This window comes from Pseudoalteromonas sp. SG41-1 (assembly GCF_014164575.1).
GTDB classification, from domain to species: Bacteria; Pseudomonadota; Gammaproteobacteria; order Enterobacterales; family Alteromonadaceae; genus Pseudoalteromonas; species Pseudoalteromonas rhizosphaerae.
The window spans coordinates 31,446-51,448 of sequence record NZ_JACJFL010000034.1; the positions used below are offsets into that span (position 1 = coordinate 31,446).

The following is a 20,003-nucleotide window of genomic DNA, read 5'->3' on the forward strand; positions in this document are numbered from 1 at the left end:
ATTCTCAGCTAACGATGCTTGAAAAACACTATCAATGAATCACATTATTGCTGACTAATTTGATATAAACGCTGTGCTTGGCTATTTGAATCTTTGCTGACGCTACGAAATTCTTCAGCATCACTGGCATTTTGCACAGAGATCTCACGAATTCGCTCTGCCAAGTTTTTCACATTTTCGGTTACCTGTGATTGCTCTTCAGTCGCTACGGCAATGCTTGATGAACGCTCTTTAATATCATTAAACGCGGTAACAATACTTTCATACTGTGCACGTGTTGTTGCTGAGCGCTCGTTCACTACTTCAGAGTATTCACGGCATTGCCCAATAACGTTAACCCCTCGACTAGCGGCTTCTTGCAATTGGCTGATCATGGTTTCAATCTCGCCAGCCGATTGCTGAGTACGATGTGCCAAGGTTCTAACTTCATCAGCCACTACCGCGAAACCACGTCCTGATTCACCTGCTCGAGCGGCTTCAATGGCAGCATTAAGCGCAAGTAGATTAGTTTGTTCTGAAATATTCATGATCACATCAAGCACCGAGCCCACTTGTTTTGAGTCTTGTGCAATCCGTGAAATGGCATCTGATGATTCCGTTAATTTATCAAATAATAACTGGATTGATTCGGCATTCTTCTCAATAACATCAAAACCAGAATTCACTAAATCAGCTGATTGCGTAGTAATATCTGCAACGCTCAAAACATCTTGTGAGGCTGATGAGGCTGCTATCGACATTTCATGAATTGCCTCAGCCAACATGTTGTTTTCTTCCATCAACTCTTGGGTACGAATTTGGCTGTTATTACTTAAGGTATCCATCGCTTCAGCGTTGTTTTTAACCGCAGCGGCTTCTGCTTGGATCTGTTCTAAAATCTTAATCAGATGATCGCCATAATCATTAATCGCTTCGCATAAGTGGCTCATTTCATCACTTCCGCGCACCGCCAGTTTTGAATTCGTGCGACCTTGCACCAACATTCTAACTTGCTCTGTGGTGGTGTTAATTTGCTGCACCAGGCGATTACCAAAAATCAGTAATACTGATACAAAAGCGAGAATAAGGGCGATAAATGAACTGTATAAATAATAAGTGAGGGTGTTAACGGTTTTCTTGGCAATTGCGGCAGGAATAATAACCCCAGAGCGCCAATTTTGCTCTGCCAATGAGTAAGTTACTAAAATAGATTCGTCATTATTAACCACACCACTGGCAAATTCAGCAACAGTTGTATTGCTGTTTTGCAAGGCGCTGACCAACGGCTTTAAGCTACTGTCTTTACTGGCAACCTGAGTAAGGCTCATCATTGCTAAGTTAGTATTGCGTATCGATGGAATCGATACTAATTGCTCAGCGCTATCTAAAATAAAGTTATAGGTGCCCGTAGCATTGTTCTCTGCGATCAATGAGCTTTCGATAGATGCCAGTTCAACGTCTAAGGTGGCAACCCCCCAAAATTGGTTATCACGGATTATTTTCACGGAACAGGTAACCATCGGTACATTCGATACCGTGTCTACATAAGCTTCGGACCAAACGCACTCACCCCGATTAGCGTTAATGGCATTTTTATACCAGGTTTCTTGTTGATACGCGCTGCTGTCGGGCTGGTTATAATCATCTAAAAGTTTATATTGGCCATTACCTGTTTTCGCCCAGAAAAGAGATGCCTTTGCTGCTGAAGGCAGCATTTTATTCGGCTCAGGCCAAATACCACCACCCGCAATACCTTTGCCACTTGCAATCAAAGGAGCAATATTTTCAATAAAGGCCGCCTGCTGCAATGGCAAAGTCTCGGCTACCACGGCTAAGCTTTGCGTTAAGGTGGCACTTTTAGCTAAATCTTTTGCTAACGATTCGCCGATCACCTTTGCTTGTAATTTTGCGCTGGATATAGCGTCATTTTTAATGATTGGCGTAACAACTAGCTGCATTATTCCTGACAGAATAATTAAAGCAAACAACAGCAGCAGAAAACTCCCTAGGTACATTTTTTTTTGTATCAACATCTTCTTTTTACCTCAGTAGTAAATAATAGCCGCGCAAATTAGAGTATAGGGACTGTGCTGTATTTAGCAAAACGAGTTCCTAAAAATAGTGACCAAAAAGTATATTTAACCGCTATTTACCATTAATGAGCTGCCTAACAATAGCAAATAAATCACTTGGCAACATACCGCGCTCCCCTTCGCGTTCTGCCAAAATATCGGCTGCTTTAGCGTGCAATGACACACCGTAACATGCGGCTTGATCAACAGCGAAACCTTGAGCAAGTAACGCACCTATAATGCCGGTAAGCACATCACCACTGCCACCAACGGCAAGCGCTGGATTACCATTTTCGCACAACCAAGTTTGCTGCCCGTTGGCGATCAGGCTACCCGCGCCTTTCAGCACACTGGTACTGGTATAACGTTTAGCTAAATCCGTAGCAGATTGAAAGCGATTTGCTTCAATCTCAGCAATTGAAACTTTCATTAGCCGTGAGGCTTCACCAGCATGCGGGGTTATTATGCAATTTTTAAGGCGATACTCTAAAGCATGCTTAGCCAACAAATTTAAGCCATCAGCATCAATAACTAATGGTAAATTATTTGCTAAGCAATATTGTATAACCTGCTCAAATGTCGTTTGCGCCCAACTATCCTGACCAAGACCTGGACCAATAATGACACAATTTGCCCATTCAAGGGCTGCGGATAAACTGTCGCAACTGACCATTAATTCAGGGCGACCACTACTAACGACTTGTACACTGCTTTGATGAGTATAAACACGCACCATTGCAGCGCCTGTACGAAGTGCTGCTTCACTTGATAAACGAATGGCCCCGCTAGTACCTTGATTCCCACCGACGCATAACAGCTTGCCGTGGTTCCCTTTATGGCTATTGCGACTTCGTGCAGCAAGTGGTTTAAAACTAGTGATATTGATAAGTGTTGCGCTAGCATCCACTAACTTGGTAAATGATTCTGCGATCCCTAAATCATTAAAAATGATTTTTCCTGCAGCACTTCGCCCGGCACCGGTTACTAAGCCTTGTTTAATCCCCACAAAAGTAACGGTAATAGTAGCCTGAATAACGATGCCAAGTGGCTGCCCGGTGTCGGCGTCTATGCCTGAAGGTAAATCAATTGCCACTATTGCGCTAGGTTGCGCGTTGGCATCTTCAATCATCGTTAAAAATGGCGGACGAACTTGACTATTAATTCCGGTACCTAACAAACCATCAATAATAATATCGGCATTATTGAGGCGACCTTGCGTGTAACTTTCAACTTCGCCCCCCAATGCTTGCCAACGTTGCTGAGCTGTAAGCGCATCCCCGGTGAGATGTCTACTGGTATCGGCTGCAAGTACAATGACTTCCTTACCGACTTGCTTGGCAAGGCTTGCCACAATATAGCCATCGCCCGCATTATTACCATAACCGACCAGAATAAAGTAGCGCTGAGCATTCGGAAAATGCTCGATACACTGCGAGAATACCGCATGCCCTGCGCGCTCCATCAAAGTGAACATGCTAACGCCTGCCAAGGTCGCTGCTTTTGCTTCGTGCTCCCTCACCTGCTTTGCCAAAAATAGTTGCTGTGCTAGGCCTTGATTCTGCATATTGATCCATAATAGAAGACGGGCTGTTTACTTAGACTATTAGCCACAGCTGCTAGCGTCAAGGAATGTCGTCACCAACATTTTCAGGCTAATTTAGGAGGTATACTTAGGAAGGATGGTCTTTTCGTTTGCTTTTGTTGCTGCATTTAGCAACTTTAATAAAAAACGGCGCGCAATTTACATTGCGCGCCGTTTTTTAAAACTTACTAATTAAGTGAGTTTATTCTGCTTCCGGCAGGTTACGGCCGTAAAAGATTTCTTGCATTTCACGTGTTAATTTAGAACGAATTGCTTCTTCTTCGTCTTCAGATAAATCACTAGTAGTAACACCAAATAAATAAGTATTTAGGTCTGTTTCTTTTAGCATCATCTTAGTGTGGAACAAGTTTTCTTGATACACATTCACGTCCATCATTTGGTACGCTTCTTTGGTATCTTCGGTCATGTAGTTTTGAATTGAGTTGATCGCGTGATCGATATAGTGCTTAACACCATCTACGTCACGGGTAAAACCACGCACTCGGTAGTCAATTGTTACAACATCTGACTCTAAGCTATGAATTAGGAAGTTTAACGCTTTTAATGGCGAAATAATGCCACAGGTTGATACTTCGATATCGGCACGGAAAGTACAAATACCATCATCAGGGTGAGCTTCAGGATAGGTATGAACGCAGATGTGGCTTTTATCTAAATGAGCAACAACTGTTTCAGGTAATGGTCCTGGTGCTTCATCAACTTCATAAGTTTGCTGCTGCTCAATTGGCTCTTCTGAGATCAGAATTGTTACACTAGCACCTTGAGGATCGTAATCTTGACGCGAAACATTTAAAATATTCGCACCGATAATGTCTACTACTTCACCTAAAATATCGGTTAGTCGATCAGCACTGTACTGTTCGTCGATATATTCAATATATTCTTTACGTTGTTGCTCAGTCTTTGCATAGCAAATATCGTAAATACTAAAGCTTAAACTTTTGGTTAAGTTATTAAAGCCATGAAGTTTAATTTTATCGAAGGGTTTGTTCATGATAAACCAACCTATAAACAAGTGAAATCTGCCAGAGCAGAATGAAAAGTTCGCGGATTTTATACGAATTTCACCTCAGGAAAAAGCGTTATTTTCCCTGTTCTTGTATAACTTCGTGTGTGTGGGTAATTTCTACTGTTTTATCAAGCATTAATGCTACTGAACAATACTTCTCTGCAGATAGTTGAACGGCACGCGCAAGGTGCTTTTCTGAAACGTTATCGCCAGTCACAACAAAGTGTAAGTTAATCTTAGTGAATACTCGCGGAGCGGACTCTGCGCGTTCAGCACTCAATTGCACTTGCACATCTGAAAACTGTTGTTTAGCTTTTTTTAGAATACTGACTACATCAACCGATGAACAGCAGCCAACTGACATTAATACCATTTCCATTGGGCTTGGTGCGGCGCTATCGCTACCAGCATCAAACACAACATTGTGGCCAGAATTAGAACGCCCTAAAAAAGTATCGCCTTCAACCCATTTCACATTCGCTTGCATTTTATTACTCTCAAAGAAGTTATTTCCTTGATTGTAAGGAAGTCACACGCAGTTGCAAATTAAAAACGATGTATTCAAGCACTTTCAACAACTGCGCTATCAAAGAGGTTTTTCACCAATGCGGCAAATTCATCGATAAATGCATGTTGCTCTATTGTCACTTGATTACTGGTGACGCTGCTGAGGACTTCTTGTAAGTCGTATACAATGCCATCTACTTCACGCACAATTTGACTACGCTGTTCAGTAGAAAGATCTGTGTGTTGCTGGCATAACAACATAACATTTTCAGCAATATCATCTTCTATTAGCTCCATAATAGTAGGAGCGCCTGGTTTTATTTCGCCGGACTTCTCAAATAATGCTAAATTTTGAGTAAGATACATGATGAGGTCATCATATCCTTGCCTATCTAAAACCATAATTATCCACACCTAATTAAAACGACTGTATTGATTTAAGCAGAAAGCGCTTTTAATTGCTACCTTTGAGCATTAACCAATACAAAAAAAGCAGCCTTGGCTGCTTTTTTAGTTATTTATTACTATTTGACCAAAATCGATTAATCGATTTTTAAGCCTGGGCTTAATGTTGCTGGCATTGCTACTTTTTCAAGTTCAACAGAGGCAACTGGGTATGCGCAATAATCAGCTGCATAGTAAGCACTTGCACGATGATTACCTGATGCACCAATACCACCAAAAGGAGCTGCACTTGAGGCACCGGTGATTGGGCGGTTCCAGTTAACAATACCAGCACGGATACGACGTAAAAAATGGTCGTAATCTGCCGCATTATCACTGAGTAAACCCGCAGACAAACCAAAGCTGGTATCGTTGGCTTTATCAATCGCACTATCAAAATCTGTAAAGCGGAATACTTTTAATAGTGGACCAAAGTGCTCTTCATCTGGGAAGTTAGCAACATCTGTGCACTCAATAATACCAGGCGTTACAAAACCTGTATTTTCAGTATGCTTAAGCTCAACCAATACTTCAGCACCAAGCTCAACGAGTTGTTGCTTTGCTTTTACCATACCAGCGGCCGCAGCTGATGAGATCATCGAGCCCATAAACGGTTGCTCTACATCATCGTAGTTGCCCACTTTGATGGCTTTAGTCGCGGTAATTAAACCGGCTAAAATTGCATCGCCTTGCTCACCTGCTGGTAAAAACAGCTTGCGTGCACAGGTACATCGTTGGCCACTTGAGATAAATGCTGATTGAATAATATCGTGAATAACGGCTTTAGTATCAGCAACATCAGTAATAATCAGTGGATTGTTACCACCCATTTCTAATGCTAAGATTTTACCTGGTTGACCGGCAAACTGCTCATGCAGAATATGGCCTGTGCGTGATGAACCGGTAAAGAATAAGCCATCAATACCTTTGTGAGCAGCAAGAGCCTTACCTGTGGCTACTTCGCCTTGTACTAGGTTAATAACCCCTGCTGGTAAACCTGCTTTTTCCCATAACTTAAGCGTTAGCTCAGCAACAGCTGGAGTTAGCTCCGATGGTTTAAACACCACGGTATTGCCCGCCAAAAGTGCAGGCACAATATGGCCATTAGGTAAATGACCAGGGAAGTTATAAGGGCCAAATACCGCCACTACACCATGTGGTTTATGGCGGATCATTGCACGACCTTGCGGCATTGGGTTTTCTACGTCGCCAGTGCGCTCTAAAAATGCTTTTTCAGAGATAGCTATTTTACCGACCATAGCACCCGCTTCAGTGCGAGTTTCCCATAACGGCTTACCCGTTTCTTGGGCTATTACAACAGCAAGCTCTTCGCTGTGCTCTTTTAGGGTTTCGGCAAAAGTTTTTACAATCGCTAAACGTTCTGCAAATGATTTATCAGCCCAGCTATAAAATGCTGCACGCGCAGAGTTAACAGCGGTGTCTACTTGCTCACTGGTGGCTGAGTTTGCTTGCCAAATAATTTCGTTATTGGCTGGGTTTACTGAATTAAATGCATCGCCTAGGCCTTGCGACCATTGACCATTAATAAATTGTGCAGGATGAGTCATGTACTTTCTCCTAAATTATATACGTGTTGCGGTAACTATATCGCCAGCTTGTAAGTGCAGTGCATCGGCCATTGCCTGTGGCAAAGTCAACTCAGAGCTTGTTTCATCAAGGTTTAGTTGTGCAACGGTTGCTCTAAAATCATTGAGTTTGTCATTCGCTAGCATGATAGCCGTCTCGCCGCTGTTTTCACCGATTTTTACGGTAAAGTTTTTGGCATTACGAATAGTTGCAATATTATCTACTTTTGCTTCTACCGTTGGGCCAGCATCAAAAATGTCAACGTAGCCATTAAAGGTGAAGCCTTCTTTTTTCAGTAGTTCAATCGCAGGGCGCGTATTATTGTGCACCTTGCCGATCACGGCTTGCGCCTCTTTACTTAATAAGTTGACGTAAATTGGGTACTTTGGCATTAGTTCAGCAATAAACACTTTTTGGCCAATACCGGTTAAGTAATCAGCTGTTGGAAAATCCATCGAGAAAAAGTGTTCTTCTAACCATTGCCAAAATGGACTACTGCCGTGTTCGTTAGAAACACCGCGCATTTCTGCAATTACGGTTTCAGCAAAGCGTTCTTGGTGCTGCTTGATAAACATAAAACGTGCTTTTGAAAGCAGCTTACCGTTATTATTTTTACGGTAACCATCTTTTAAAAACAGCGTACAAAGCTCAGTTGCTCCAGTGTAATCATTACACAAGGTTAAAATATCAACCGCTTTATAAACATTCAATGTACGAGATGAATGAATAGCTTTACTTAAATGATAGTGATAAAACGCATCATCTAAACCAACCGCAGCTTCAATTGCTGAGGTACCGACTACTTCACCTGTTTCGCTATCTTCAAGAACAAACAAGTAACCTTCATCACCCGGATGAGATGCACTTTTTGCGAATGAGCTTATTGAATGAGCTATCTTCTTTTGTAATAACTCTTCGTTATTAGGTAAAGAGGTAAAACCATGTCCTGATTCGTGGGCAATTTTCAATAAAGCTGGGTAATCACATTGCTGGATTGGGCGAAGGATCATCATGAGTCCGCTTGCTCCCTTATAAATAACGGTAAATTAAGAATATTAGGGCAAGCTTGCTACTTGCCCTTATTATGATTAGAGGTGTTGATTAACCGTTCACAACGTTGGCTACGGCTTTTTCAAAGCGCGCCATCCCTTCACGGATATCCGCTTCAGGGATCACTAAAGATGGAGTAAAACGCACCACATCGGCACCCGCGACTAACGACATCACACCCTCAGCGGTTCCTGCTACTAAAAACTCTTTAGCACGACCTTTAAACTGCTCATTAACCACGGCACCAATTAATAAACCTTGACCACGAATTTCCGAAAATACGTTGTACTTATCGTTAATTGCAGTTAATAGTTCATTGAATAATGCAGCTTTAGCTTTAACACCAGCTAATACTTCTGGTGTATTCACAGTATCAAAGGCTGCTTCACCAACAGCACATGCCAACGGATTGCCGCCATAAGTAGAACCATGAGTACCGACTTTAAGGTGCTTAGCAATCTCTGTCGTGGTGATCATTGCACCAATTGGAAAACCGCCGCCAAGTGCTTTTGCAGTAGTTAAAATATCAGGTACTACATTTAACCCTTGGTATGCGTAAAGATCGCCAGTACGACCGACACCAGTTTGTACTTCATCAAAAATAAGTAATGCGTTATGTTTAGTACATAACTGGCGTACACCTTGAGCAAACTCGTCAGTAGCAGAGATAATGCCGCCTTCACCTTGTAATGGCTCCATCATTACCGCACATGTGTTATCAGAGATTAGTGCTTCAAATGCGGCTAAATCGTTATAGTCACAATGTACGATATCTCCCGGCTTAGGACCAAAACCATCAGAGTAAGCAGCTTGACCGCCCACGGTTACAGTAAAGAATGTACGGCCATGGAAACCTTTATTGAAAGCGATGATTTGCGATTTTTGCTCACCAAAATTTTCAAGCGCAACACGACGCGCTAATTTTAGTGCGCCTTCATTTGCTTCTGCGCCTGAGTTGGCGAAATATACTTTTTCAGCAAATGTAGCATCTACCAATTTTTTAGCTAAACGAAGTGCTGGCTCATTAGTCATTACATTTGATAGGTGCCAGATTTTTTCGCCTTGCTCTTTTAATGCTTTAACCAATGCTGGATGACAATGACCTAGACAGTTAACAGCGATACCACCGGCAAAATCGATATATTCACGACCTTGCTGATCCCATACACGTGAGCCTTCGCCACGAACAGGAATAACGCTTGAAGGTGCGTAGTTAGGAACCATTACTTGATCAAATAATTCGCGATTGACTGTCATTTTATATCCTCTTAATTGTGATCCTACAGAAAGTTTAAAAAATAGGCTTGATGATAGACTGTTGTACCATCTCCTTTGGCGTAAATCAGCATAGCTCACATCGCCAAAAATACTCTCTGGTTCAATTTTCAGATAATCATTATTTCAGAGTTTTTCGTTATTGTCTCTTATAAAACTTTCATGTAGCCCTTGTTATTAAAGGCTTTGAGATATAATTTCAGAGATAGTGAATAACTATCTGAATAACGAATTATGGGGTTGTTTATTCTATATCGCTGCCCCACCACCCACCAGGCAGAGCTTTGCAAGATAAAATATGGGTAAGAGTAGATATTAATGATGAATGAATAGTCGTAAAAAAATTAACAAAAAATTTATGAAATAAGGGCGTGTTGACCTTTCAGGATTAAAATTTGTTCAAATTAGGGGCGATTTAATCACGGCGCGAGATTTGTAACCTAGTGGGCTAAGTAAAAATTGAGCAACAAAGAGTTAATCGCCCCTAGGAAGAACCCTTCGGGCAGCGCGTGTTTGGCATTGATGCTGCGTTATCGCCTATTTATGGGGAACAACCACACTACATAGGCTCTGCCTTGCCTAAATACCAAACACACTGCTGCAAATTCAACCTCGAAAGATAAACACGCCCTAGTCAATTTTAATATGAAAGTGCTGCAAATTGGTTTTTTCAAGCTGTTCTAGTTCCTGTTTTGATAACCCAACGTAATCAAACCAGAGTGATTTTTCATCACTTTCCACCAGCTGATGTTCGCTCAAAGTAACACATTGACTATAACAACGTGCCTTTTGCATTAACATCGCTAATGGCAATAGTGAATCCCCTTTGGACACACCATTAATCAACTGCGATAACACAGCATTAAAAGGTAAATACCGAAACGCCATTTTATCAATCACCGTCGCCGTGACTTTTAGCGCATGCTGATTAAGTAAAGTACTTAAAAATAACGGATCAGGTTTTAACTCTAACAATGCGGTGTGAAGATCTTTATGTTGGTCTTCTCGGGCAAGGGTTACTTTGCGCTGCCACACTCGTTCGAATGTACGTAAATAGAGTCGAATCAAAGCTATCTTGCCAACATCGAGTAACATACCCAAAGTAAATGCATGTACTTCATTAATACCATTGAGCTTAGCCAACTCTTGCGCCGCAATCGCGCAAGCCATTGAGTTATCGCGTAGGCGACGCTTTAATAATGGAAATGGTTCGGTGCTGTGTGGCATCCAATGACGTACCGCAAAGGTAGGCACTACAAACTGTAAGTTGTCTAAACCAATATAACGCAGAGCTAAAGAGGGATTATCAACTTTTACCGAAGTATGTTTATTGCGCTGCGCGCGATAATAAGGCAAATTCACAAAAGCAACTAACTCACGTCCTAACCAAGTTAAATCTTTAACTAATGGCTCAAGGCGCCCTACCGATGCTGATTTTACCGCAAGTATGTCTAAAATCGCGGGGACATTATCTTCAATACCAATGGTTTCATGTAGTACCGTATCAATATCGGCTAACTGCTTGTTCATGGCGGTATCAATAACTTGATGTAACTGCTGGCTGGCTTGAGCGCGGTACTTATGATGCGAAGTACTGGAGAGTTTACGTATTTTTTGCGCAGCAACTTCAACCTCAAGTAAGGTGCGCTGCTTCATCGCCTCACCATAATTTATATCTAGAGTATGAATATAGCCAATTTGACGTTGCGCAAAGCTATGTCCAAGCAACAAATCATGGGCTCGTTGCTCTAATGCCTTAGCTGTCCTTTGTTGGCGTATTTCATCTGTCATTAATAGTTATCTTTTATAAATAAATTAAGGGAAGCTACTACGTTTGTTAGCATAAGCCTAGAACCGAGTTAAAAAGTTAGCAAGTAATTCAAGTCCTCGCTGCGTTAAAATTGCCTCTGGGTGAAATTGTACCCCCTCTAACGCTAAGCTATTATGAACTAAGCCCATTATTTCATCTAACTGGCCACTTTCAGTTTCGGTCCAAGCGGTGATCTGCAACTCATCAGGAATGCTATCTTGTTCAACAACCAACGAATGATAACGGCAAACTGTTAATGGATTTGGTAAGCCGGCAAATACACCTTGATTAGCATGATAAATTGGCGAGGTTTTACCATGCATCACTTGCTTTGCCCTAACAATGTTCGCACCTAGTGCTTGTGCTATTGTTTGATGACCTAAACAAATACCTAAAATTGGAAATTGACCTTTTAATTGCTCAACAAGCTCCAAAGATATACCCGCTTCATTTGGTGAACATGGGCCGGGAGATATCACGATATGCTTAGGGTTTAACTGGGCAATTTGACTAACCGAGATCTCATCATTGCGCTTTACTAGCACCTCTTGATCTAAACGTTGAAAATACTGTACCAAATTGTAGGTAAACGAGTCGTAGTTATCGATCATAAGTAGCATACAGGCATTACCTCATTGTTTTAATTGTAAATTTTATCACAGCGATGGTAACCATACCCGCATTCATACCCGCAATTTCAATCAGTGCTTATTTACACACATATCAATAAAAATTTAAAAACCGGAGTCCAACATTGAGCTACAACCGGTTCGCTCAGAATCCGAGTTCAAGGACAAAACTTACTAGGGTCATACTACCAGAAATCGATGATAGCTTGTCGTACTACACCGATGATGGTGCAGCTGCCGTTGATCGGTATTGCAGGGTATTGCGGGTTCAAAGGTTTTAGGTACTTCTGTTCACCATCAATAACTAACTGCTTAAAGGTTGCTTCTTTCGAATCATCCAAACGCGCAACAACCAATGAACCTGAAGAGTAAGGTAACTCAGGATCAACAACGATCACTGCCCCCTCAGGTATGGATTTTTTTCCGCTTGGATTTTCCATACTGTCGCCTTTTACGCGAAGTGCGAAACAACCCTCATGTGCTTTCCCAGTGACTTCCCGCCACTCCTCAGCATCTTCATGGGCAAATCCCTCCGCTATTTCAGTCCAATCACCGGCCTGAACCCAGTTAATGAGAGGAATTCTTCCCTTAATATCAGGCCCGACCTCTACATTACCGACCCCCAAGCCAATCTCGCCATCACCTGTGGCGAGCCAATGAGCATTCACGCGAAGCGCCTCCGCGATCTGCATGGTGTAACGAGACCTAGCCGATTTACCAGAGCAAATCTGGCTGATCGACTGCTGTTTGATACCAATGCGACGAGCCAACTCAGACTGAGTCACCCCAGCAAGCTGCAAGGCATGGTTTAGTCGTTCGGATAAAGTTTTCATAAGCCCGTATTCTACAAATAAAACTGTAGCCTTTCAACAATTTTAACTGTTGACCAATCTACAGTTTAAACTGTAAGATTCAATCTTGTAACAGTTATTATTGTAACAGGAGACGGTATGGAAGTGTTCAACACGACACAAAAACATCTCCGCCGTGCCATTGACTTGGTCGGCGGGCAATCAGCATTAGCACGAGCCATCAACTCAAAACAGCAAAACGTCTGGTTTTGGTTGAATAAATCAGGGCGTGTTCCCGCTGAATTCGTTTTACCCATCGAACAAGCTACGCAAGGACAGGTAACCCGATCCCAGTTAAGACCGGACATCTATCCCGAATGCCCAAGCGAGCTGAAAGCCAGTAACCAGTAGGATTAAGGGCAAATAATGGTCAGCATTTTACGTAAACACAAAAGCGAGTTCCTCCATGCGTGATTATGGCAAGGTCTATACCCGCTTTTGGCTAAAGCAAAACGTTTTGTCCTGGAGTGACTCAGCGAAGTTGCTAGGACTGTATTTGCTTACATGCCCACATTGTAATTTGCTTGGCTGCTTTCGATTGCCGATTGGTTACGTTGCTTCTGACTTGAACTGGGATGAGCAACAGGTTGCCAAGGCGTTAAGTGAGTTAGAACAAGATCAGTTCCTCATTCGTTGCGAGGAATCCGGTTGGACTTTGATTCGGAGCTTTCTGAAGCACAACCCAATCGAAAACCCAAACCAAGGTAAGGCAGCCTTTCGGTTGCTTAAAGATGTACCTGCCGACTTCGTTGGTATGGCATCGCTATTGAAATCTCTTGCCGCTTTTCAAGCTCGGCTTCCAGAAGAATTTTCATCATTGTTTATGCCTGATGGCAACCCGGTAAGGGACTCTCAACGGTCGGATGACTCTGAGAGAAGCAATAAACCAACAGTTAAAACTGTTGACCAGATACAGTTTGAAGACTTCTGGGATGTACAAATACGCAAAGAAAAAAAAGCGAAAGCCAAAGAAGAATGGCTGCGCATGGGCCTCAATGAAGACCATGAACTCGCCTTGGAAGTGCTAACAAGCTGGAAAGAGCAACGAGACAACCGATTGCAGTATCAAGATCGGACTAAGACCCCAATGCCACATAACTGGCTTTTAAACCGGCAATGGGAAGACGAGTACGTTCGCATTGATGAAGTACAGCAAACACCGACGAGCCTAAAAGGCAGCAATCACCAGTTGAATATTGAAGAAAGCAATCGTCGCATCGCTGAAAGTTGGGCCGAACCAGGTATTCGGGAGGTTCGTTCAAGTGCAGGAGATTGATAAACGCGAGTTTGCTGAAGTTTGGGGAGCAGCTTGGGCCATGTATGGCAAAGGCGTATCACCACAATTGCTATCCATCGCATTTGAAGCCCTTCGTGCTTATAGCATTGAAGAAGTGCGAATCGGTCTGACTCGGCATATTCAATCACCGGATACTGGGCAATTTTTTCCAAAGCCCGCTGACGTCATCAAGCATATCGACGGCAACTCAGGTTCAAGAGCCATGGTTGCTTGGAACAAAGTTGACAAGGCTGTTCGTCAGGTTGGCGCTTGGACATCCGTGATGTTTGACGATGCGCTTATCCATCGCGTGATTTCAGACATGGGTGGATGGGTTGAACTCTGCAAGGTTGATGACAGGGAATACCCCTTTAAGCAAAAAGAGTTTTTAACACGCTACCAGGCTTACTTGCTACGGGACGAAGTGGGTGAATACCCAAGGCTATTACAGGGTATTGCAGACCATCAGAACCAGCAAAAAGGATTTGATATGCAAGCGCCTGTTGCCGTAGGCGACTGGTCAAAAGCGGCACAAGTTTATACGAGAGGCATCGCCGACTTTAGCGCAGTGCCATTAAAAAGAATAAGCCCGAAAGCCATTCAGGCGCTTCTCGGAAATCAATTAGAGGACAAAAATGAAAACGATTAAAGCAAAAACCATTGCCCTAGTGATAGCCATGTCCGCAAGCACTTCAGTCTATGCGTTTCCGGGCTATCAGTGGGAAAAAGCAGCACAAAGTGTTGGTATTGATCCAGTCATGCTCTACGCCGTTGCCTTGGCTGAGTCGGCCTCACATCGAGGTCTTAACATGACCAGTCCATGGCCATACGCAATTCGCAATGGTTCAAATGCAACCTACGCCAAATCTAAGACAGAAGCGGAGCAACTGTTAAACCAAGCACTGCAAGAGAGTGAAAAATACCAGCTCGATATTGGCCTAATGCAAATCAATTTGCATTGGCATGGGCATCGGGTGAGCTCAGCGGCGGAACTGCTAGACCCCATCACCAACCTTACCGTCGGCTCCAGTATTTTGGCCGAAGCAATCAAGTCTTCACCTAACGATTTAGAGCTTGGCATAGGCCGCTATCACAGTTGGAACGAAGAGCGTGCACGCTGGTATGGGCAAAGAGTGCTTTCTATTTATCGCAATATTTTACATGAACTGGAGGTCCGTCAATGACAACCAATCAACAAGACTTCTATCAATTAAACTTGGCGTACCTGCACGCAGCACGGGAATTGGCGCGCATTGATCCGCAAGAGGCTGTCTTGCGCTTTGGACTTACACGCGATGTGGTTGATGCTCTGATTAATGCTGGTGTTGACGACCTGCAACGAGTGGCGACCTCATCATTCATGCTGTTTCAACCAAGGGGTAACCAAAGCCAACTGATTGAGATGGTGAAGAGCAAAGGCACAGGTATCCCAAGAATCGCTTATTTATTATCAACCCTAAATAACAAGGGGGATGCATGATTGATAACCTGTCCAAAAGTGAGCTGTTTACCCGAGCCTCGCTGCTTATTAAATACGGATTTCGAACAACCATTATCGCGCTCGATACAGGTTTGCCAATCCACATTATCAGAAGGCTCCACAAAGAAGTGACTGGCAAGTCACCTTGTCCTGGTCAATTGCCAGAATCTGATGCCATCGTCAAAAGCAGAAGAGCATTAGTTGAAGGCTCCCTGCTTATGGCGCTTTATGTCAATATTGGTGGTGATAATGTCTACAAGCAATTAAATATCGATGCTTTGATGAAGGCTTACGATGCGTATTTGGTTGCAAGAAAAGAAGCAGATCTTCCAGCTGAGATCCCCTGGAAAAAACTGACCATCAATGAAGGTTGGGTTCTAGCTCGTGATTTAAGATCACAGCTAGCATCCTTACACCGGTGTCGATGCGGCAGTCTGTATTTGACGGTATCTCAACAGCGCATTCAGCTTAAATGTCCTGTGTGCGAGATTATGGCCGAGCAAACCACTAGAGCACTTTTTGAGAACTAAAATGCTGATGCATGATTTGATTGTGCACCGCCCGTGCACTTTGAGAGTACTAAGATGATAAAATTACTTAAATCTTTACCAGCACGCTGCTGGTTTATATCACTGGGGCTTTTTCTGGCGACTTTGGCTGCGGCTCATTTTTTTCCCTCAGAAATATTAACGGCATCTGCCAAGTTAGCGGCTTTGCCATTTCTGATTTGCACCATCGTTTTTTTCAGCTACTTGGGATTCAAAGCAATTGCTAGTCCTATCGGCCTTATAACCATCACCACTATGTTTTTAGCAATCGCATATTGGCAAGCGAGTTGGACAATTTTATGTGTCGGTTTAGCCTTCTTAGGCTTAAGCGGACTAATCCATTTATTTCAAAGACAACTGAAAGATACCGGTCGAGAACTAAGCCTGAGCGAAAAAAAATATTGGTACTGGGTAAACGAATTTGCAGATGGTCGCTCATCTATCCTCCCTAAAAAAACAAGGTCATAGTAAATTGACTGCTTTTTTACTTATACTCAAAAAATTGATTGGCACTTTCGTACTACGAATGAAAAATGCCATTTCCATCAATGAATACGGATCAACTCAAGTTCGTTACCCAGCACAACAGGACAGTTCTTTGACATCCTTGTTAAAGGTTTGGGCGCAGAGCTTCAAACCCTCCACCATAGTCAGGTAAGGGAAAAGCTGGTCGGCTAATTCCGTCACCGTCATACGGTTGCGGATCGCCAGCGCCGCACTCTGGATCAGTTCTCCACCTTCATGCGCCAGAATCTGCGCCCCGATCAGGCGGCCAGTGGCTTTTTCCGTCACCAATTTGATAAAACCATCGGTCTCGAAATTCGCCAGTGCGCGCGGCACGTTCTCCATCTCCAATACACGACTGTCGGTTTCAATGTCTTGTGCGTTGGCTTGCTCTTCCGTGAGCCCAACAGTTGCCACCTGGGGATCGGTAAAAATCACTGCTGGCATGGTGGATAGATCCAGTTTGGCGTATCCGCCCGTCATGTTGATGCCGGAACGGCTACCGGCGGCCGCGGCGACATAGACGAATTGCGGCATGTTGCAGCAGTCTCCGGCGGCGTAAATACCGGGAACATTGGTTTCCATGCGTTCGTTAACAACGATTTCGCCCTTTTTGTTGGTCGTAACACCCACCGCGCCCAGATTGAGTTGGCAAGTATTGGCGTGTCGCCCGGTGCTTACCAGCAAACGATCGCAGCGTAGATCGCCCGCGTTAGTTTCCAATGTAAATTGGCTTCCATCGTGGGTCACCTTGGTAGCTTGCGTACTGTTTAATACTCGAATGCCTTCTTTTTCAAAACATCCGGTGAGTTTTTCACCGAGCAAGGGATCTTCCCGATAAAGCAATGTATGTCTTGCTAAAATGGTGACTTCACTGCCTAAACGGCGATAAGCCTGGGCAATTTCCAGCGCTACAACCGACGAACCAATCACGACCAGGTGCTGCGGCAATTCCTGAGCAAACAGCGCTTCGGTAGAGGTCCAATAAGGTGTTTCAGTTAAACCATCAATAGGAGGAATGGTTGGCGTGGAGCCGGTAGCGATCAGGATTTTATCGGCGTGAACTGCCTGCTCGGTTCCATCATTTTTTCTGACTATCAGGGTGTTGGCATTTTTAAATTGCGCCCAACCTTTAAGTAAACTAAGCGCAGGATTTGTCTCCAGAATATTCTGGTACTTTGCCGCGCGCAGCTCTTCGACCCGAGCGGTCTGCTGCTGAGTCAACAAGGCTCGACTCAATTGGGGCGCATGATTTTCCAGTCCGGTAAAGGGATTATTGCGTTGCTGCTGAGCCAATTGAGCGGCGCGGATTAGAATTTTTGAGGGTACGCAGCCGACATTCACGCAACAGCCGCCAATCACATCGGCTCCCTCAATAAGAGTGACCTTGGCACCACCTTCAGCGGCTTTAATAGCGCAGGCAAAAGCGCCGGAACCCGTACCGATAATCGCCACGTGTTGAGTTTGGTTGCTTTCAGTGTTGCTTGCATTTTCGTTGTCACAGCAGTCGTTCGGTGAAGTAATTTCTTTTGCAGTGCCAGTGGATTCTTTTGCGATATAACCGAGAGCTTCTATTGCTCCAATGAGAACGGTTACGCTGACCCCACCGTTCGTGGTGATCGTTGCTCTGGCGTTTTCATAAGATATTTCAACCTTATTAACGCCTTCGATCGCATCGAGTGCTTCTTTAACGTGGGCGACGCAACTTGGACAGGTCATCCCTTCTATCGATAGTAAGATCATTCGTTTTCCTCAAATAGTAGTCAGGCATTGCGTCGTGTTAAACAGCACAGCTGTCATCATCACAGCGTTTATTCGCCGGTGAAAAAATATCCCAAAGCGATACGGCAACCATCAGGCCTAATGCTGAATAGGTGACATAGCTGCTCCAGCCGTACTGGAAAAACGGATAGAGCGATAACAGCAATAAAATGGGGCCGGCCACACCCAGCGCACTACGGTGCCATTGCCGGTGGCTGAACCAGCCAAGTCCGTTGAGTACCAAGGCAATCCAGGCAAACAGGGGTAATAGCGTGCTAACAAACAGACCTTCCCATTGGCTGAGAAAACCCAGTCCTACCGCAGCGCCCAGACTGGCAATGGCCGGGAAACACATGGCGCATCCCATAGCAGAAACCAGCGCGCCCAATGAGCTAATCTTATCGCCGAACCGGGTCAGTAACCGTATTAGCATTTCTATGCTTTACTCCTTGAGCGTTGACGGATAACCCGCGTTAGTGGTGGCTTCGGTCAGTGCTTTTACCGTGGTTTTTTCGTCGTCGAAGGTGACCACCGCCAGTTTGGTCTTAAAGGTCACTTCGGCTTTACTGACGCCATCGACTTTTTGTAAGGCTTTTTCCACGGTAAAGGGACAGGTCACACAGTTCATGGTTGGGACTTCCAAAGTAACTGTTTTCGGGGCAGCTAAAGCGTTCAGGCTGGTCAGTACGAACAGGGACATTAGGGCGAGTGTTTTCATAATTTTCTCCAAGAGCAAGCCATAAAGATTTAATCAAAATAAAAGGTTAGAAATCGTCATCAGGCGAACCAGACAATCCAATAATTACTGGTGACTAAAACCAACGCAGTCAGTGCCGTTAACCAAAAGATCACCTGCCGACGTTTTCGCACTTGAGGAACTGCACAGGCGGTGCCTGGCTCACAGTCCTCGACGGGGCGATAGACCTTCCAGCCTGCGAAGCCAAATAAGGCTAAAACCAGCAGGATAAAAATGGGACGATAAGGTTCTAACAAGGTTAAATTACCAATCCAGGAGCCACTCACGCCTAGCAGCAACAAGACGAAAGGACCAGCGCAGCAAAGACCAGCGCCAATAGCGGCAATAACACCGCCGATGATTGGAAAGTTGGGATTACTTTTTGACATAACTCACTCTACTTATCGTACTTTAGTAAAACAAGCTTAAACCCCGTACCCAACTACGGAGTCAAGATAAAATTTGACTCATTATTAATCTTCAGGAAGTAGGGAATCAATAATGGGACAGTGGGATTGGTTAGTATTAGAATTACACTCATTCAATAATTCTGTGAGAACGGTTTCTAAGCGGCGAAGACCTGCTATTTTGGCTTTCACACTTGCAAGCTTGTGTAAAGTCATTTCTTGCACTTCTATACAGGGAGTGTCATTAAGGCTGAGTAAATTGGAGATTTCTTCCAAAGTGAACCCAAGATCTTGGGAACGTTTAATGAATTTTATTCGGTTTAATGTTGCCAAAGGATAAAGTCGGTAGCCTAGGGAAGGTGCGATTTAATCAGTCATGACGATCCAGAGCCTGGATATCCTCCTTACGCGGCAAAGTAAGCACCCCAGTTTGGACAATATTTAATCTCCCCCATCAACTCAGGGTAAGCAAAAT

At 43.8% G+C, this 20,003-nt stretch carries 23 protein-coding genes; 7 read left to right on the forward strand and 16 right to left on the reverse strand.

The features are described 5' to 3' along the window. Positions 1 to 44 precede the first annotated feature (44 nt). From H5203_RS16265 to H5203_RS16315, 11 genes are all read right to left on the reverse strand, one after another. Positions 45 to 1,937: a methyl-accepting chemotaxis protein gene (locus H5203_RS16265; RefSeq protein WP_246175486.1), complete on the reverse strand. Its 1,893-nt coding sequence runs from the start codon at positions 1,935 to 1,937 to the stop codon at positions 45 to 47. Positions 1,938 to 2,124: 187 nt separating this feature from the next. Beyond that, entirely contained in the window at positions 2,125 to 3,615 is a 1,491-nt protein-coding gene (locus tag H5203_RS16270; RefSeq protein ID WP_182819975.1) for an NAD(P)H-hydrate dehydratase, read from the reverse strand. A 220-nt stretch (positions 3,616 to 3,835) separates the two neighbouring features. Then, positions 3,836 to 4,648, reverse strand: coding sequence for an adenosylmethionine decarboxylase (speD, locus tag H5203_RS16275; protein ID WP_145238045.1), 813 nt, complete (start codon positions 4,646 to 4,648; stop codon positions 3,836 to 3,838). A gap of 88 nt (positions 4,649 to 4,736) precedes the next feature. Further along, a complete protein-coding gene (locus H5203_RS16280; RefSeq protein ID WP_145238042.1) occupies positions 4,737 to 5,150 on the reverse strand; it encodes an OsmC family protein in 414 nt (137 codons plus the stop codon). A 74-nt stretch (positions 5,151 to 5,224) separates the two neighbouring features. Next, entirely contained in the window at positions 5,225 to 5,572 is a 348-nt protein-coding gene (locus tag H5203_RS16285; protein WP_145238039.1) for a DUF3802 family protein, read from the reverse strand. 140 nt (positions 5,573 to 5,712) lie between these two features. After that, positions 5,713 to 7,182: a succinylglutamate-semialdehyde dehydrogenase gene (gene astD / locus H5203_RS16290; protein ID WP_182819976.1), complete on the reverse strand. Its 1,470-nt coding sequence runs from the start codon at positions 7,180 to 7,182 to the stop codon at positions 5,713 to 5,715. A 15-nt stretch (positions 7,183 to 7,197) separates the two neighbouring features. Continuing rightward, positions 7,198 to 8,214, reverse strand: coding sequence for an arginine N-succinyltransferase (astA, locus tag H5203_RS16295; RefSeq protein ID WP_145238033.1), 1,017 nt, complete (start codon positions 8,212 to 8,214; stop codon positions 7,198 to 7,200). Between the two features lie 88 nt (positions 8,215 to 8,302). Then, the gene (locus H5203_RS16300) at positions 8,303 to 9,508 is read right to left on the reverse strand and encodes an aspartate aminotransferase family protein (RefSeq protein ID WP_145238030.1); all 1,206 of its coding nucleotides are present in this window, start codon (positions 9,506 to 9,508) and stop codon (positions 8,303 to 8,305) included. Between the two features lie 648 nt (positions 9,509 to 10,156). After that, the gene (locus tag H5203_RS16305; RefSeq protein ID WP_145238027.1) at positions 10,157 to 11,317 is read right to left on the reverse strand and encodes an HDOD domain-containing protein; all 1,161 of its coding nucleotides are present in this window, start codon (positions 11,315 to 11,317) and stop codon (positions 10,157 to 10,159) included. Positions 11,318 to 11,374: 57 nt separating this feature from the next. After that, positions 11,375 to 11,956: an aminodeoxychorismate/anthranilate synthase component II gene (locus H5203_RS16310; RefSeq protein ID WP_145238024.1), complete on the reverse strand. Its 582-nt coding sequence runs from the start codon at positions 11,954 to 11,956 to the stop codon at positions 11,375 to 11,377. A gap of 194 nt (positions 11,957 to 12,150) precedes the next feature. Next, positions 12,151 to 12,798, reverse strand: a complete 648-nt coding sequence (locus H5203_RS16315) for a LexA family transcriptional regulator (protein WP_182819977.1) — start codon at positions 12,796 to 12,798, stop codon at positions 12,151 to 12,153. Between the two features lie 117 nt (positions 12,799 to 12,915). Here H5203_RS16315 and H5203_RS16320 point away from each other — a divergent pair, with 117 nt between their 5' ends. From H5203_RS16320 to eexR, 7 genes are read left to right on the forward strand one after another with little or no spacing between them, the layout of a single operon-like run. Then, positions 12,916 to 13,167, forward strand: a complete 252-nt coding sequence (locus H5203_RS16320) for a helix-turn-helix domain-containing protein (protein ID WP_000451746.1) — start codon at positions 12,916 to 12,918, stop codon at positions 13,165 to 13,167. Between the two features lie 55 nt (positions 13,168 to 13,222). Further along, on the forward strand, positions 13,223 to 14,092 hold the full coding sequence (locus H5203_RS16325) for a hypothetical protein (RefSeq protein WP_182819978.1): 870 nt from the start codon (positions 13,223 to 13,225) through the stop codon (positions 14,090 to 14,092). Continuing rightward, positions 14,079 to 14,741: a DUF6475 domain-containing protein gene (locus H5203_RS16330; RefSeq protein ID WP_310736562.1), complete on the forward strand. Its 663-nt coding sequence runs from the start codon at positions 14,079 to 14,081 to the stop codon at positions 14,739 to 14,741. The genes H5203_RS16325 and H5203_RS16330 overlap by 14 nt, the downstream gene beginning before the upstream one ends. After that, positions 14,728 to 15,276, forward strand: a complete 549-nt coding sequence (locus tag H5203_RS16335; protein WP_025610846.1) for a lytic transglycosylase domain-containing protein — start codon at positions 14,728 to 14,730, stop codon at positions 15,274 to 15,276. The genes H5203_RS16330 and H5203_RS16335 overlap by 14 nt, the downstream gene beginning before the upstream one ends. Next, positions 15,273 to 15,572: a flagellar transcriptional regulator FlhD gene (locus H5203_RS16340; protein ID WP_000210563.1), complete on the forward strand. Its 300-nt coding sequence runs from the start codon at positions 15,273 to 15,275 to the stop codon at positions 15,570 to 15,572. The genes H5203_RS16335 and H5203_RS16340 overlap by 4 nt, the downstream gene beginning before the upstream one ends. Then, positions 15,569 to 16,102, forward strand: coding sequence for a FlhC family transcriptional regulator (locus H5203_RS16345; protein ID WP_000566755.1), 534 nt, complete (start codon positions 15,569 to 15,571; stop codon positions 16,100 to 16,102). The genes H5203_RS16340 and H5203_RS16345 overlap by 4 nt, the downstream gene beginning before the upstream one ends. A gap of 54 nt (positions 16,103 to 16,156) precedes the next feature. Then, positions 16,157 to 16,588, forward strand: coding sequence for an entry exclusion protein EexR (eexR, locus tag H5203_RS16350; RefSeq protein WP_028867978.1), 432 nt, complete (start codon positions 16,157 to 16,159; stop codon positions 16,586 to 16,588). Positions 16,589 to 16,693: 105 nt separating this feature from the next. Here the strand turns inward: eexR and merA are convergent, their stop codons facing one another. From merA to H5203_RS16375, 5 genes are all read right to left on the reverse strand, one after another. Next, a complete protein-coding gene (merA, locus tag H5203_RS16355; protein ID WP_028867977.1) occupies positions 16,694 to 18,367 on the reverse strand; it encodes a mercury(II) reductase in 1,674 nt (557 codons plus the stop codon). Between the two features lie 37 nt (positions 18,368 to 18,404). Then, positions 18,405 to 18,818 (reverse strand): organomercurial transporter MerC, encoded by a 414-nt coding sequence (merC, locus tag H5203_RS16360; RefSeq protein WP_154622165.1) that lies wholly within the window; start codon positions 18,816 to 18,818, stop codon positions 18,405 to 18,407. A gap of 9 nt (positions 18,819 to 18,827) precedes the next feature. Then, positions 18,828 to 19,103, reverse strand: coding sequence for a mercury resistance system periplasmic binding protein MerP (merP, locus tag H5203_RS16365; RefSeq protein ID WP_028867975.1), 276 nt, complete (start codon positions 19,101 to 19,103; stop codon positions 18,828 to 18,830). A 59-nt stretch (positions 19,104 to 19,162) separates the two neighbouring features. After that, complete coding sequence (locus tag H5203_RS16370) at positions 19,163 to 19,510, reverse strand: mercuric transporter MerT family protein (RefSeq protein ID WP_028867974.1); 348 nt, start codon at positions 19,508 to 19,510, stop codon at positions 19,163 to 19,165. An 84-nt stretch (positions 19,511 to 19,594) separates the two neighbouring features. Continuing rightward, positions 19,595 to 19,894 (reverse strand): MerR family DNA-binding protein, encoded by a 300-nt coding sequence (locus H5203_RS16375; protein WP_182819980.1) that lies wholly within the window; start codon positions 19,892 to 19,894, stop codon positions 19,595 to 19,597. Between the last annotated feature and the right edge of the window lie 109 nt (positions 19,895 to 20,003).